The following is a 13,645-nucleotide window of genomic DNA, read 5'->3' as shown; positions in this document are numbered from 1 at the left end:
TGAGCTTCTGGGTTTGCCAAAGCAATACCCAGGGCTGTTAAAGATAAGGGCTGGCCAGCCATATGATTCGGTTACGCAAACGCTTGCGAAACGGTATGGCGGCCAGATCTTCCAGAGTAACCATGTCTGAGTTTTCAATTTCACTATCTATCAGATTTTCGATTTTGGCGGCCAGTTCATGGCCGTAGACTTCCATATCCAGTTCAAAATTCAATCGTAGGCTGCGTGGATCCATGTTCGATGATCCGACATAAGACCAGGTGCCGTCTATGGTGATCAGCTTGGAATGATTGAAATTGCCGCTAGCCCGCCATACACGGCAATTATTGTGTATGACCTGGTCCAGTTGTGCCGTCATGGCGTAGTTCACCAGCCGTAAATTATTGCGGCCTGGAATGACAATATCGACAACAATACCGCGTCTGGCTGCAGTATTGATTGCGCCCAGCAGCACCTGGTCGGGCAGAAAGTAGGGGGACTGTATGCGTATGTGCTTTTGTGCGACGGCAAAAGCACCCAGCAGCATATTGTGGGTACCCACAATATAGCGGTCGGGGCCTGAACGAATGGCGCGTGCCGGTACCTGCGGCATCGATGCGCCCCGTGTACTACCGCACCATGTCTTAAAAGGCAGATTCTCTTTAGTAGTGAATTCCCAATCGTGGACAAACACTGACAACAGTTGCAATACAACAGGGCCTTCAACCTTGAAATGGGTATCACTGCAAGTGTTGGCGCCAGCCACAGCGGAGACGAACTCCTCGCGTATATTCATGCCGCCGGTAAAAGCGATGCTACCGTCAATGACGAGTATTTTGCGGTGGCTACGCAAGTTGGCATAAGGCATGCGCATGAAACCCAGCGGATTGGTCATGAACAGCGCAGCGGTAATCTTTTTCTTGCGCAGCAGCCGAATGATGGGGGGGCGTGAATATTTTGACCCGACGGCATCGATCAGTACTCGCACCTGTACGCCGCGCGCTACCGCTCGCGTCAGCGCATCAACGAATTTACGGCCTTCGCTATCGTTGTCAAAAATATAGGTTTGCAATGCAATGGATTTGCTGGCCTGATCAATCGCCTCAATCATGCTGGGATAGGCTTGGTCACCGCCCAAAAGAAGCTGGATGTGATTTCCATCGCACAGTGGAAAATGACTGATACGGTCACCCAGCACACGCAATGATTCGAATTGTGCAGCTGCGATATTGCTGATGTCGGCGAGTGGAATCGCCGGGTTGGCCATGCCGTGCTTTAGGCTCTTGTTGCGCTGTTCGGAAATATGGTCGTGGCGTATGCGATTGATGCCGGCAATCAGATAGATGAACGGGCCGAGCAGGGGAGACATCATGATGATGCCAACCCAACCTATGGCCGCACGCACATCGTTTTTGGTCATGGCGGCATGAACGGCAGCTGTGCCGCCCACCGCTATGCTCAGCAACAGCGCCAGGTGTGGCCAGTATTCTGAAGCGAGGTATTCCAAATAGGCCATGTCCATAAACTGAGCCATTCCTTCCAGGGGAGATCAAAGTCCAGCCTCGGGCTGCGAGTGTGTCTAATATTTGCGGCAGTTGAGCCAGTGCAAGTATATAAGATCGCCTGAGTCACGAGTTTTCTGGGCTACATTGACCCGTTCAATCTGTAGGTGGGCGTTCTTGCAGGGTTTCGTACCATAGTGGGTTGGGTGCACCTTGCACGGCAAAAGCCTGGGCACGCGATGGTGCGCGCCATACACCACCGCCTATCCCGGGGGTGGGTGGCACGCCATACCAGAACCAGCGGCCATCTTCGTCTTGGGCGGCCCAGTTCCATGTGGGTGGGGCGAGCGACCAGTCGGGCTGAAAAGTATCGGTATCGTTCATGTCAGTCACGGTAGAATCTGCGCCATTAGTAGGATCCATTATGCACAAAGTCTTTCTTTAATTGGGCTAGATGGAATTTTCAGTGGATGCCTTTACTATCGACCAAGCTATCGGCTTAATATGGCAAGCCCATGCATCCGAATTTGAATGCACGAACCAACCAAACAGCACACTAGACGCTTTTTTGTATTCAAGAGGCCGTTTTAAGACGGATACGTTCCAATGAAATCAAAGATCCTGGACAGTCGGATGCCGTTGTATCTTCAGTTGGCCGAGCTGATGCGCCAGCGTATTGTGCGCGGTGAATGGCCACAGGGCTGCAAGTTGCCCGCGCTAGAACAGTTGGTCAAGGAGTTCGGGGTTGCGCGCGTAACGGTACGGCATGCGCTCGGTATGTTGGATCGCCAGGGCTTGGTGTCGCGCCAGCAAGGGCGGGGCACCTTCGTCACGCATCAGCCTGCCAACGATCGGTGGGTTAATGTCGTCACCACGCTCGATGAGCTGGCCAAGGTTTATCGCGATACCAGGCCCACTATCGTCAATATCGATGAGTCCACAAAGTTGCCAACCTTTATACCGGCTGAAGGGTTGGCACGGGAACGTTATGTGTTCATGCGGCGCATCCATTCGCGCGATGGAAAACCCTACTGCGTGATCAATATTTACATGGATGATGAGCTGTTCCGACGCAATCCCGATGGCTTTCGAAATCAGACGGTCATTCCGTTGCTGGCCTCCATGCAGGTGGTGGCCGATGCACACCAGACGCTGACCATAGGCAGTGCGGACATCGAGGTGGCGCGGTGCCTTGATCTATCCATCAATGCTCCGGTGGCCGAGGTTCGGCGCATCTTTCGCAACGCAGCGGGAGAGGTCATTTATCTGGCCGAGGTCACCTATCGCGGCGACGCCATTCGCTTCGAAATGAATCTGAAGCCATAGATCGAAAGGGCTGGCATGCACCAGCCGTCCAAAAGCATTTTTGTAACGCCCGGCAATTAATGGCGGCTCTATAGTTGTTAAAGACATAACGTATGGCTTATAGTACCAATTGGTGCAACTATAAATATAGATGATGCGGCCTGCGCCGTGGTCATTAATCTGGAGCGAGACAAATCATGATCAAGATACATGCCCCTCTTGTCGCTGCGCTGGCGGCAGTCATTGCAATAGCGAGTGCTCCCGCACAGGCGGCAAGCTTTCCGGAAAGACCTGTCCGTGTCGTCGTGCCATGGCCAGCAGGTGGATTGGTGGATCTGCTGGCGCGTTCAGTGGCCGAGAAGGCGCAGGCCAGCCTTGGCGTTTCCATGATCGTCGAGAATAAACCGGGAGCGGGGGGCGCCATAGGAGCAAGTGAAGTGGCGCGCGCCGCTCCCGATGGCTATACCATCATGCTCACCACCAGTGCCATGAATATGAATGCGGCGATACGCAAAGGCCTTACCTATGATGTTGAAAAATCCTTTGTGCCTATTGCCGTGGCCGCCTACACATCGTTGATTCTGGTGACAAGTCCCGATGGCCCTGATTCGGTACAAGCGCTCATCAACAAGGCACAGGAGCAGCCGGGTCAACTGTCTTATGCTTCTGCGGGTATTGGCACGCCAGGCCATTTTGCGGGTGAAATGCTGAAGTCCGCACAGAATATCAATGTGGTGCACGTACCCTACAAAGGCGGGCCACCGGCCATGGTGGATCAGATATCGGGGAGGGTGGACTACCACTTTGCCAATGCAGTTGTTGCACTTCCCCAGCTAAATGGTGGCAAGATCAAAGCGCTGGCTGTTGCCAGTGCGAATCGCGTACCGCAATTACCCGATGTGCCCACCATGGCGGAGGCTGGTGTAAAAGGCTTCAATCTGGATCAATGGCTGGGCTATCTGGCGCCGGCGGGTACACCGTCCGATGTCACCGCAACTCTGCACAAAGCCATTGTTGCTGCAGCGCAAGACAAGGATTTGCAGGCCGCTTTGGTCAATAACGGCATGAGCGCTGCCGATCCTATGTCGTCGGAGGCATTCAAGAGCTACCTGTCGGAAGATTTTGCAAAATGGAAATCAGTGGCCAAGGCATCTGATATTCATCTGGAGTAAGTGATGCGTACTGTATTCCTGTTATTTGATTCCTTGGTGCGCAGCGCATTGGAGTGCTATGGCGGTACGTCGGTCCACACGCCGAACTTCAAGCGCTTTGCCGAGCGAGCTGTCACCTTCGATAATCATTATGCCGGCAGCCTGCCCTGCATGCCTGCACGGCGCGACATGCATACAGGTCGTCTGAATTTCCTCCATCGCAGTTGGGGTCCGCTTGAGCCTTTCGACCAGTCCTTCTCCGAGTTGCTCCGTACAGCGGGTGTCTACACGCATTTGGTGTCAGACCACTATCACTATTGGGAAGACGGAGGCGCCACCTATCACAACCGGTACACCTCCTGGGAATTCATTCGCGGGCAGGAATGGGATAAATGGAAGGCCATGGTAGAGCCGCCGCTTGAGCGTTTCAAAACCATGTATCACGCTATGCAGCAGCCTCAGGGTGCGCAGGATGGACGTGTACAGGCCATGGTCAATCGCGAGTTCATGCGTGATGAAAGCGAATTCTGCTGCCCACGCTCTTTCGATGCGGCGTTTGAGTTCCTGGACTGCAATCGCAATGCGAAGGATTGGTTGCTGCATCTGGAATGTTTTGATCCTCACGAGCCTTTTTTTGCACCGGCCCGGTTCAGGGAGCGCTACCCTACAGGTTATACGGGGCCTATCCTTGACTGGCCACGCTATAAGCGCCTCGAGGAAAATGGCCAGGAGGTGCAGGAATTGCGTGCCAATTATGCTGCCCTGCTCAGTATGTGTGATTTCTACCTGGGCCGCTTTATCGACTATATGGACAAACACGATCTGTGGCGGGACACGGCTGTCATTCTGACTACCGATCATGGCTTTCTGCTGGCCGAGCACGATTGGTGGGGCAAGAACCGCATGCCCTTCTACAACGAAATCTCGCACATACCCCTGATGGTGCACCACCCTGATTTTGCCGGTCAGGCAGGTACTCGGCGCAAGGCCTTGACGCAAACCATGGATATCATGCCCACGCTGCTGAACTGCCATGGCGTTCAGGCCCCGGATACCGTGCGCGGTCATTCATTGCTGCCTGTGCTAGAGCGCGATGTGTCCGTACGAGAGGCCGCTGTGTTCGGTATGTTTGGCGCAGGCACCAATATCACCGATGGTCGTTATACCTATTTCCGGTATCCCGAAGACATGGCGCAACAGATGCTGTATGAGTACACCCTCATGCCCATGCACTTGAAGAGTATGTTCCATGTCGATGAGCTGCGTGCCATCCAGTTGGTGGAGCCGTTTGGCTTCACACAAGGGGTGCCGCTCATGAAAGTGCCAGCGCGTCGAAATGTGAAGGGGCAGCCGACGGGGCATCAAGGGCAGGGAGGAGGCTACGAAGATACCACCACTGTGCTATACGATCTCGAAACCGATTATGCGCAGCAGCATCCATTTCGCGATGAGGCCATCGAACAGCGCTTGCTGAATACTATGGCGGATATCATGCATGCTCATGAGGCACCGCCCGAGGCCTTCACGCGCTTGGGCTTGGCGGCGTCCTCTCGGGCAGAGCAGGGTTAAGCGTGTGCGTTGCGGCAACGCTGCATCAAAACTGTCGAGCTTGTGTCGAAACTGCCTAGGACGAGAAGTACCAGTTCGAGCATTGTCGACAGACGCAAAAAAGCCCGCTCAATGAACTGCATTCCAAAAGTTGGACTGGTGTTCAACTTTTGGAATGCAGTTCATTGAGCGGGCTAGTTCGGCACATGTCACCAAGTTCGGTTTATGTCACCATTTCGGGGTTTTGTGAATCTCTCAAAACCCGCATGTTTGTTGGGGTGACCGATGGGGCTCGAACCCACGACAACCGGAATCACAATCCGGGACTCTACCAACTGAGCTACGGTCACCATTGTTGCTGCACAAACAAGGTTTGCGCATTATGCTTGCTAGTTGCTGCAAGCCAGTGCTGGCCTGCAAGTATAGCAGCTTTCAGTAAGGCCATGCCTAACTGAAAGAACGGCATTCTAGCATGAATGCGCAGAGTGGTGGGGCTACCCATTTCAAGCTGCCTGGCCTTTTCTGCGTCTGCCTTGAAGGGGCGTGAAGGCTATAGGGCCGTAGCGCCAAAGGTATCGCATTGTGCTGGATCGCCGGCTTCGAAGCCTCTACGGAACCAGCTCACCCGTTGGGCCGATGTGCCATGCGTAAACGAGTCGGGCACCACATAGCCTTGCCCGCGTTTTTGCAGTGTATCGTCGCCAATGGCGCTGGCTGCGTTCAGGGCCTCTTCGATATCGCCCGGCTCGAGTGTGCTGCGTTGAGCATCAGAATGATTGGCCCAGACGCCTGACAGGCAATCGGCCTGCAATTCCACACGCACAGACAACTGGTTGGCGGCTGCCGTGCTTGCGCCGCGGCGCGCCTGGTCAACCTGGTCCATGACCCCCAGCTGATGTTGAACATGGTGGGCAACCTCATGGGCAATGACATAAGCCTGTGCAAAGTCGCCCGGAGAATTCAGTTCTTGTGCCATCTGCTGGAAAAAGCTTAGATCCAGATACACTTTTTGATCACCCGGGCAATAGAATGGACCCATGGCGGATTGGCCGGTGCCGCAGGCGGTAGGTGTGGCGCCATTAAACAGCACCAGCTTGGGTTCTTGATATGAACCCCATCCTTGTTGCTGAAAAACGGCCGTCCAGGCGTCCTCGGTGTCGGCCAGCACTTTTGACACGAATTGGGTTTGCGGGGTGTCGGCCGGTGCTGGCGCAGTTTGTTCGGTGCTGGTTGGGCCCGCGACGTTTTGCAGCACGACGCTGGGGTCGACGCCAAAGTAGATGGCCACCAAGGCCAGTACGATCGTACCCAGGCCTATTTTTCCACCCCGTCCGCCTATGCGCATGCGTCGGCCGCGTCTATCTTCTATATTGCGGCTTTGGCGAGAGTTATTCAGTCGCATGATTGCTCCTTGGGCTGACATGGCATGCAGTCGCAGCCTTGAACGCTTTATATTAATGAAGAGCTGATTTTATTGCCTGCAGCGTGCAGGAACCTTAAACTCACCCGTCAAGAATGTTAGGATACGTTAAATGGCTCAATTTTTTGTCGTTCACCCGCAAAATCCTCAACCGCGCTTGCTCAAGCAGGCGGGGCAGCTGCTGGCCGATGGTGGCTTGGTGGCAGTGCCCACCGACTCCAGCTATGCAGTGGTAGCGCGTCTCGACGACAAGCCAGCCGCCGACGCGCTGCGCCGCCTGCGCGGTCTCGACGAACGCCATCACCTCACCCTGCTGTGCCGCGATCTGGCTGAAATAGGTCATTTTGCCAAAGTAGATAATCGTCAGTACCGTTTCCTGAAAATGGCTACACCGGGTCCCTGGACCTTCATCCTCGAGGCAACCCGGGAAGTACCTCGACGGGTTTCTCATCCGTCGCGCAAGACCATAGGCATACGGGTGCCTGACCACAAGATTGCCCTGGCCCTCATCGAGGCGGCAGGTACTCCGCTGATGTCCACCACGCTAATACCGGAAGATGAAGAAGATCCCATGAATGACGGGCAGGCCATATACGACCGCTATGCCAATCAGCTTGCCGCCGTCATAGACGGTGGTGCGTGCGTGTTGGCGCCTACCACGGTGCTGGATCTGACTGGCGCCAGTCCCGAAGTTGTTCGACGCGGGCAGGGCGATTTGTCCACCTTGGGTCTGGACTGACGAGCTTTTTTGACCCTTTCCGGATACCTATGGACGCGTTGATACAAACGATAACGATTTACGCTTTGCCAGTGCTCTTTGGCATTACTCTGCATGAGGCCGCACATGGCTATGTCGCCCGGATGTTCGGCGATCCGACTGCCTGGCAGGCTGGACGCATCAGCTTGAATCCCATACGCCATATCGATCCAGTGGGCACCATTATTGTGCCGCTCGTGCTCTTGTTCAGCACCAAGTTGCTGGGCGGAGGCGGCCTGCTATTCGGATGGGCCAAACCGGTGCCGGTGGACTGGGGGCGCTTGCGCCGCCCCAAGCGCGATATGCTGTGGGTCGCCCTGGCGGGCCCAGCCTCTAACTTGGTGATGGCCATTATTTGGGCCTTAGGCTTGCGGATGCTAGCCGAAACCGGTGCCAGCCAGGGTGACTTCTGGGTGCAAATGACTATTGCAGGCATACAGGTCAATTTGATTCTGATGGCGCTGAATCTGGTGCCGTTGCCGCCGCTGGATGGTGGGCGGATCGTGTTCAGTCTGTTGCCCAGCCGCATGGCCTGGCAGTTCTCCAAAATTGAACCTTATGGCTTGTTGATCCTCATAGTTTTGATGCTGACGGGCATTCTCTGGATTGTACTGGGGCCCTTATTGGCTTTCGGTCAGCTAATTGTTAACTGGTTTTTATAAGTTTGCCCGCTTATCCGGTAAACTTGTGAGTTGATAAGTTCCCCATTACGGTGAGTTCAAGGAGATCATTCTCATCATGGCAACAAGCACGGATCCTGCGATTCCTACTTTCCGGGGCAGTTTGGTAGCCCTAATAACTCCTATGCTGCCCGATGGCAGCCTTGATTTCGATGCCTATCGAAAGCTGATCGATTGGCATGCAGAGCAGGGTACCGATGGCTTGGTCGTCGTGGGCACGTCGGGTGAGTCGCCCACGGTCAGCGTTGAAGAGCATGTAGAGCTCATCAAGGTGGCAGTCGAGCATGCTGCAGGAAGGTTGCCGGTCATTGCCGGCATAGGTGGCAACTCCACATCCGAGGCCATCGAGCTGTCGCAACACGCCAAGGCGGTGGGCGCACAGGCAGGCCTGTCTGTGGTGCCTTACTACAACAAGCCAACCCAGGAAGGCTTGTATCAGCATTTCAAAGCTATTTCCGAAGCGGTCGACCTGCCAGCCGTCCTGTATAACGTACCGGGCCGTACCGTTGCCGACATGAGCAACGACACCATACTTCGTCTGGCCCAGGTGCCAGGCATCATCGGTGTCAAAGATGCTACTGGCGACATCGCTCGTCTCGGTCTGTTGCTGCGCGACGTGCCGTCCGGGTTCCAGGTCTTCAGCGGAGACGACCCTACGGCCGCCGCCCTGATGTTGCTGGGCGGGCACGGCAATATCTCCGTTACTGCCAACGTGGCGCCCAAGCTCATGCACGAATTGTGCATGGCTGCGATTGAAGGCAACGTGGCCCTGACCCGCCAGCTGAATGCACGCCTGGCTACCTTGAACAAAGTACTGTTTGTTGAAGCCAATCCAATTCCTGTCAAATGGGCTGTTGCTGAAATGGGTCTGACCAAATTGGGTTATCGTCTACCGTTAACCGCCTTGCACGAGCAGTACCATAATCTGGTACGTAGCTCCCTGAAAGAAGCAGGCTTACTCTGAAATGATCTATATGCGTATGAATAAACGTTGCGTCGGCATTACGCTGGGCTTGAGCATGTTGGCAATGTCGGGTTGCTCCACCCTGAACCAGGCGCTGGGCAGCGAAGAGGCCGTAGATTATAAAAGCACGGTGACGGGCGATCCGCTTACCATTCCGCCCGATCTGACTCAAGCCAATCGCGATGCCCGCTATCGCGCGCCCGAAGGCACGACCACCTTTAGTCAGTACGCGCAGAATCAACAGGCTCAGCAGAATTCCAGCGCCAGCGAAAACATTCTGCCCCAGACCGAAGGCATCCGTGTCATGCGTGATGGTGACGTGCGCTGGCTGGTTGTCGACCAATCAGCCGAAGATGTCTATCCGAAGATTCTCGAATTCTGGGGTGAGCAAGGTTTCACCATCCACTCGCAAGATCCACGCGCTGGCCTGATGGAAACCGACTGGGCTGAAAACCGCGCCAAGATTCCCGAAGACTGGATACACAGTGCCTTGGGCTCCATTCTTGAGTCGGTCTACGATAGTGGCGAGCGTGAGCGCTTCCGTACACGCCTGGAGCGTGTCAACGGCAAGACCGAGGTCTATATCAGCCACGACCACATGGTCGAAACAGCAGTTGGCGCTGGCGGCACCGGCGATACGGCTTCCAGCTTCAAGTGGGTCATGGGTAAAGAAGACCCAGGCTTGAATGCCGCCATGCTTGCACGTCTGATGGTGTACCTGGGTACCGATGTCAATAATGCCAGGGCCATGGTTGCACAGGCTGAACGAGAAGGCAACGAACCCAAGGTTGTGCAAGCCACTGACGGGGGCTCCTCCCTTACTCTGGCCGAATCCTTTGATCGGGCATGGCGTCGTGTAGGGGTTGCTATTGATTCAGCCGGGTTCTCGCTTGAAGACCGCGATCGTTCCACGGGCGACTACTACATCCGTTATCTCGATAGCGATACAGGCGAGAAAATCGAGCAGCAAAACTTCATTGGACGTCTGTTCGGTACCCGTAATACGGCCGAGGCCGTGCCTTATCGTATTCATGTGGCAGACCAGGGGGCGAGTTCTCTCGTCACCGTGCTCGATCAGAATGGTCAGGTACAAGATACCGAAACGGCGCGCCGCATTATGTCGGTACTGGCTACGCACATGAATTAGGTCAGGTCCGATTAACGCTACAAGTGCAGCAGCACTTGCAGCGCTAATCGGTTTTGTCGGTACGGATACTGGCGCCAAACCATTCGAGCTTTGGCGCCAGCGCGGTCACTTCCCCAATCAATAATAATGAAGGCGCCTTAATATTATGTTGAAGTGCCAGTCGGGCCATGTTTTCCAACGTGCCTTGCAATACTCGCTGTGAGCTGCGGGTACCATTTTCAACAATAGCAAAGGGCGTTTGGCCCGATCTGCCATGCAATATCAATTGCCCGGCAAGCCAGTCCAGTTGGCTGACACCCATGTAAAAGGCCAGTGTTTGCCTTGGTTGAGCTAATGCAGGCCAGTCTTCAAGCATGGTGTCCTGACGGCAGTGTGCAGTGACCAGCCTGACTGATTGCGCATGATCGCGATGGGTCAAGGGGATGCCTGAGTACGCAGCACAGGCCAGCGCGGCTGTAATGCCAGGCACTACTTCGTAGGGCACTTGATGCTGGCGCAAGAACTCCAACTCTTCTCCGCCACGCCCAAACACAAAGGCATCGCCTCCTTTCAGGCGCACGACCAGCTGTCCTTGTTGCGCACGCTCCAGCATGAGCGCGTGTATTCTGGCTTGCGTGGCGTTATGGTCTTCACCCGGGGCCTTTCCCACTGAAATTTGCTCAGCATCGCGGCGGGCCAGCTCAAGTATCGGTTCATCGACCAGGCGATCATACAAAATGACATCTGCTTCATTCAGTGCACGCAGTGCCTTCAGTGTGAGCAGGCCAGGGTCGCCGGGTCCGGCTCCCACCAGCAGTACTTTTCCGGTGACGGTTGCTTGCGGCTGTTGCAGGGCCTCTTCAAGCAGTTGCTGCGCTTGTTCTGGTTGTTGTCCACGCAGGGCGGCGGCGACGGGGCCGTCCAGCAGCCAATCGTAGAACTCACGACGAGGGCGTAGCTCTGGGCGTGCCTGTCGTATGGCCGAACGATACTTCGCGGCCAATGTCGCCAGCGAACCCAGGGTGTGATCGAATAGGGTTTCTATACGCTCGCGCACACGACGCGCCAGGACGGGTGCACTGCCTGCTGACGAAATGGCAATAGTCAGGGGTGAGCGGTCGACAATGGAGGGAACCTGAAATGAGGACAGCTCGGGGTCGTCGACCACATTGATAAACAGACGCCGTTCATTGGCCAATGCTGCAATTTGGCGGTTAAGCTCGCGATCGTCAGTGGCGGCAACAACCAACCAGACGTCAGCCAGCCAGTCCGGCTGAAAGTTGTTACACAGCCATTCTATGCGGTCTTGAGCCTGTAGTTGCTTTAGCGCTTCGGTGGTTTCTGGTGCGCCGACGGTGACCAGAGCACCTGAGGCCAGGAGGCTTTTTACTTTTCGTTCGGCAACAGGGCCGCCGCCCACGACCAGCACGCGCCGTCCTTTCAGATCGGCGAAAAGGGGGAATAATCTCATGAGGGATAGGGAATTAATCAGTGTCCGTGTGTTATACCACTGCGTCCAGGATGATCGGTATCAATTTTTGCGAAGGTGCCGGAATGACCTCGCTGCGAACCAGAAAATCACCGAACTTTTCTTCGGGTAGACGCTTTTGGGCATACGACGCAAACAGAGTATCCAGCGTACTGAGTATTTCCGACTCATCAATATTTTGGCGGTAGATGACGTTCAAGCGTTCGCCAGTATAGTTTGCCCCCAGACGCAGGTCGTAGCGACCCAGCGCCCGGCCTACCAGCGCGATCTCGCCAAGATAAGGTCGCGAGCAGCCATTGGGGCAACCGGAAAGCCGCAGCAAAATGGGTTCGTTTACCAAACCATGCTGGTCGAGCAAGGCCTCGATTTTGGGTAGCAGCACGGGCAGGTAGCGTTCGCTTTCAGCCATGGCCAGACCACAAGTGGGCAAGGCCACGCAGGCAATGCTGTGGCGGCGTATGCCACTTTGCTGTTTGTATCCATCCAGTCCGTACTTGGCAACCAGCTTGTCGATCTTGCTGCGATCCTTGGTGTTGACATTGGCAACGACCAGATTCTGATTGCATGTCATACGGAACTCGCCTTGATGAATCTTGGCAATTTCTCGCACACCGGTTTGTAGTTGAAGGCCGTCTTCATCCCAGAGACGTCCCGACTCTATGTATAAACCCAGATGCCATTTCCCGTCGTCCCCTTCTTCCCAACCGTAGCGGTCGCCATTCTGGTCGAAATGATAGGCGTGCACGGGTTGCAGCGTTATACCCGTGCGTTCTTCCAGTTGCCCCTTGAACCAGTCCAGGCCATTGTGGTCGATGGTGTACTTCAGGCGTGCGTGCTGGCGTTCTGTGCGATTGCCATGGTCGCGTTGCAAGGTTACGACCCCTTCGGCGATGGCAATCACCTGTTCGGGTGGTACGAACCCAATCAGACTGCCGAGGCGCGGATAAGTGCTGTCGTCTCCATGGGTGGCGCCCATGCCGCCTCCGATGGCCACATTAAAGCCCAGCAATACGCCATTTTCCACGATGGCGATCAGGCCCAGGTCTTGTGCGAAGACGTCGATGTCATTGGTGGGTGGGATAGCGACACCGATCTTGAACTTGCGTGGCAGATAGGTGTCACCGTATATGGGTTCTTCTTCTGGCTCGCTGGTGATCTTCTCGCCATCGAGCCATATCTCGTGGTAGGCCCGGGTGCGGGGTATGAAATGGTCGGACAGTTTTTGGGCCCAGTCCTGAACCAGCTGGTGCTGGCTGGACAACTGGGGGTTGACTGAACTGACAACCTGGCGATTGACGTCGCCACAGGCAGCGATGGTAGTGGCCATCGCGTTATGAATGGCCTGCATGGTGGGTTTCAGATTGCGCTTGATCACTCCATGCCACTGGAAGGTTTGCCTTGTGGTGATGCGCAGACCGCGTCCGGCGTAAGTGCTGGCAATATCGTCGAACACCAGCCATTGGGCGGGTGTAACAACTCCTCCGGGCAGGCGGGCGCGGATCATGAAGGAGTAGGCAGGCTCCAGCTTTTGCTTGCGCCGCTCATCGCGAATATCGCGGTCATCCTGCTGGTAGCTGCCGTGGAACTTCAGCAGCTTGTTGTCGTCGTCGCTGATGGCGCCGGTAATAGCATCATTCAGCCCCTCTTCGATGGTGCCGCGCAAGTGTCGGCTATCTGCTTTGATCTGCTCAAGGTGTGAAAGAGTGGTGTTGCTCATGACTTTC

At 55.3% G+C, this 13,645-nt stretch carries 12 protein-coding genes and 1 tRNA gene; 7 read left to right on the top strand and 6 right to left on the bottom strand.

Features of this window, described 5'->3' with window-relative positions; all coding sequences use genetic code 11:
• Positions 1-37 precede the first annotated feature (37 nt).
• Together ERD84_RS13950 and ERD84_RS13945 are read right to left on the bottom strand one after the other, a co-directional pair.
• Positions 38-1,501: a phospholipase D-like domain-containing protein gene (locus ERD84_RS13950; protein WP_130040273.1), complete on the bottom strand. Its 1,464-nt coding sequence runs from the start codon at positions 1,499-1,501 to the stop codon at positions 38-40.
• A gap of 136 nt (positions 1,502-1,637) precedes the next feature.
• Positions 1,638-1,904, bottom strand: a complete 267-nt coding sequence (locus ERD84_RS13945; RefSeq protein WP_245150706.1) for a hypothetical protein — start codon at positions 1,902-1,904, stop codon at positions 1,638-1,640.
• A gap of 183 nt (positions 1,905-2,087) precedes the next feature.
• Between ERD84_RS13945 and ERD84_RS13940 the strand changes: the two genes are divergently transcribed.
• From ERD84_RS13940 to ERD84_RS13930, 3 genes are all read left to right on the top strand, one after another.
• Positions 2,088-2,807, top strand: coding sequence for a GntR family transcriptional regulator (locus ERD84_RS13940; RefSeq protein WP_130040272.1), 720 nt, complete (start codon positions 2,088-2,090; stop codon positions 2,805-2,807).
• 176 nt (positions 2,808-2,983) lie between these two features.
• Positions 2,984-3,958 (top strand): Bug family tripartite tricarboxylate transporter substrate binding protein, encoded by a 975-nt coding sequence (locus ERD84_RS13935; protein ID WP_130040271.1) that lies wholly within the window; start codon positions 2,984-2,986, stop codon positions 3,956-3,958.
• A gap of 3 nt (positions 3,959-3,961) precedes the next feature.
• Positions 3,962-5,506, top strand: a complete 1,545-nt coding sequence (locus ERD84_RS13930; protein ID WP_130040270.1) for a sulfatase — start codon at positions 3,962-3,964, stop codon at positions 5,504-5,506.
• Positions 5,507-5,759: 253 nt separating this feature from the next.
• Here ERD84_RS13930 and ERD84_RS13925 read toward each other — a convergent pair.
• Together ERD84_RS13925 and ypfJ are read right to left on the bottom strand one after the other, a co-directional pair.
• Positions 5,760-5,835: transfer RNA gene (locus tag ERD84_RS13925), tRNA-His, on the bottom strand.
• A 200-nt stretch (positions 5,836-6,035) separates the two neighbouring features.
• The gene (ypfJ, locus tag ERD84_RS13920) at positions 6,036-6,887 is read right to left on the bottom strand and encodes a KPN_02809 family neutral zinc metallopeptidase (RefSeq protein ID WP_130040269.1); all 852 of its coding nucleotides are present in this window, start codon (positions 6,885-6,887) and stop codon (positions 6,036-6,038) included.
• 130 nt (positions 6,888-7,017) lie between these two features.
• On the opposite strand from ypfJ, the gene ERD84_RS13915 reads away from it, so the two are divergent.
• From ERD84_RS13915 to bamC, 4 genes are all read left to right on the top strand, one after another.
• Positions 7,018-7,644, top strand: coding sequence for an L-threonylcarbamoyladenylate synthase (locus ERD84_RS13915; protein WP_130040268.1), 627 nt, complete (start codon positions 7,018-7,020; stop codon positions 7,642-7,644).
• A gap of 29 nt (positions 7,645-7,673) precedes the next feature.
• The gene (locus ERD84_RS13910) at positions 7,674-8,324 is read left to right on the top strand and encodes a site-2 protease family protein (RefSeq protein ID WP_130040267.1); all 651 of its coding nucleotides are present in this window, start codon (positions 7,674-7,676) and stop codon (positions 8,322-8,324) included.
• A gap of 76 nt (positions 8,325-8,400) precedes the next feature.
• A complete protein-coding gene (gene dapA, locus ERD84_RS13905) occupies positions 8,401-9,306 on the top strand; it encodes a 4-hydroxy-tetrahydrodipicolinate synthase (protein WP_130040266.1) in 906 nt (301 codons plus the stop codon).
• 16 nt (positions 9,307-9,322) lie between these two features.
• The gene (gene bamC / locus ERD84_RS13900; protein WP_167667481.1) at positions 9,323-10,453 is read left to right on the top strand and encodes an outer membrane protein assembly factor BamC; all 1,131 of its coding nucleotides are present in this window, start codon (positions 9,323-9,325) and stop codon (positions 10,451-10,453) included.
• Positions 10,454-10,496: 43 nt separating this feature from the next.
• Here bamC and cysG read toward each other — a convergent pair whose 3' ends face one another.
• Positions 10,497-11,903, bottom strand: a complete 1,407-nt coding sequence (gene cysG / locus ERD84_RS13895) for a siroheme synthase CysG (RefSeq protein ID WP_130040264.1) — start codon at positions 11,901-11,903, stop codon at positions 10,497-10,499.
• Positions 11,904-11,934: 31 nt separating this feature from the next.
• Positions 11,935-13,638: an assimilatory sulfite reductase (NADPH) hemoprotein subunit gene (gene cysI, locus ERD84_RS13890; protein WP_130040263.1), complete on the bottom strand. Its 1,704-nt coding sequence runs from the start codon at positions 13,636-13,638 to the stop codon at positions 11,935-11,937.
• Positions 13,639-13,645 lie beyond the last annotated feature (7 nt).

Source organism: Pollutimonas harenae, from assembly GCF_004153685.1.
Classification (GTDB): Bacteria; Pseudomonadota; Gammaproteobacteria; order Burkholderiales; family Burkholderiaceae_B; genus Pusillimonas_C; species Pusillimonas_C harenae.
Note: the sequence above shows the minus strand (reverse complement) of the source record. Positions and strands in the feature narration are given on the sequence as shown.

Excerpts from the sequence above, each read along its gene's own strand:
- ERD84_RS13950 (WP_130040273.1), bottom strand. The coding sequence starts at position 1,501 with ATGGACATGGCCTATTTGGAATACCTCGCTTCAGAATACTGGCCACAC.
- ERD84_RS13945 (WP_245150706.1), bottom strand. The coding sequence starts at position 1,904 with ATGGATCCTACTAATGGCGCAGATTCTACCGTGACTGACATGAACGAT.
- ERD84_RS13940 (WP_130040272.1), top strand. The coding sequence starts at position 2,088 with ATGAAATCAAAGATCCTGGACAGTCGGATGCCGTTGTATCTTCAGTTG.
- ERD84_RS13935 (WP_130040271.1), top strand. The coding sequence starts at position 2,984 with ATGATCAAGATACATGCCCCTCTTGTCGCTGCGCTGGCGGCAGTCATT.
- ERD84_RS13930 (WP_130040270.1), top strand. The coding sequence starts at position 3,962 with ATGCGTACTGTATTCCTGTTATTTGATTCCTTGGTGCGCAGCGCATTG.
- ypfJ (WP_130040269.1), bottom strand. The coding sequence starts at position 6,887 with ATGCGACTGAATAACTCTCGCCAAAGCCGCAATATAGAAGATAGACGC.
- ERD84_RS13915 (WP_130040268.1), top strand. The coding sequence starts at position 7,018 with ATGGCTCAATTTTTTGTCGTTCACCCGCAAAATCCTCAACCGCGCTTG.
- ERD84_RS13910 (WP_130040267.1), top strand. The coding sequence starts at position 7,674 with ATGGACGCGTTGATACAAACGATAACGATTTACGCTTTGCCAGTGCTC.
- dapA (WP_130040266.1), top strand. The coding sequence starts at position 8,401 with ATGGCAACAAGCACGGATCCTGCGATTCCTACTTTCCGGGGCAGTTTG.
- bamC (WP_167667481.1), top strand. The coding sequence starts at position 9,323 with ATGAATAAACGTTGCGTCGGCATTACGCTGGGCTTGAGCATGTTGGCA.
- cysG (WP_130040264.1), bottom strand. The coding sequence starts at position 11,903 with ATGAGATTATTCCCCCTTTTCGCCGATCTGAAAGGACGGCGCGTGCTG.
- cysI (WP_130040263.1), bottom strand. The coding sequence starts at position 13,638 with ATGAGCAACACCACTCTTTCACACCTTGAGCAGATCAAAGCAGATAGC.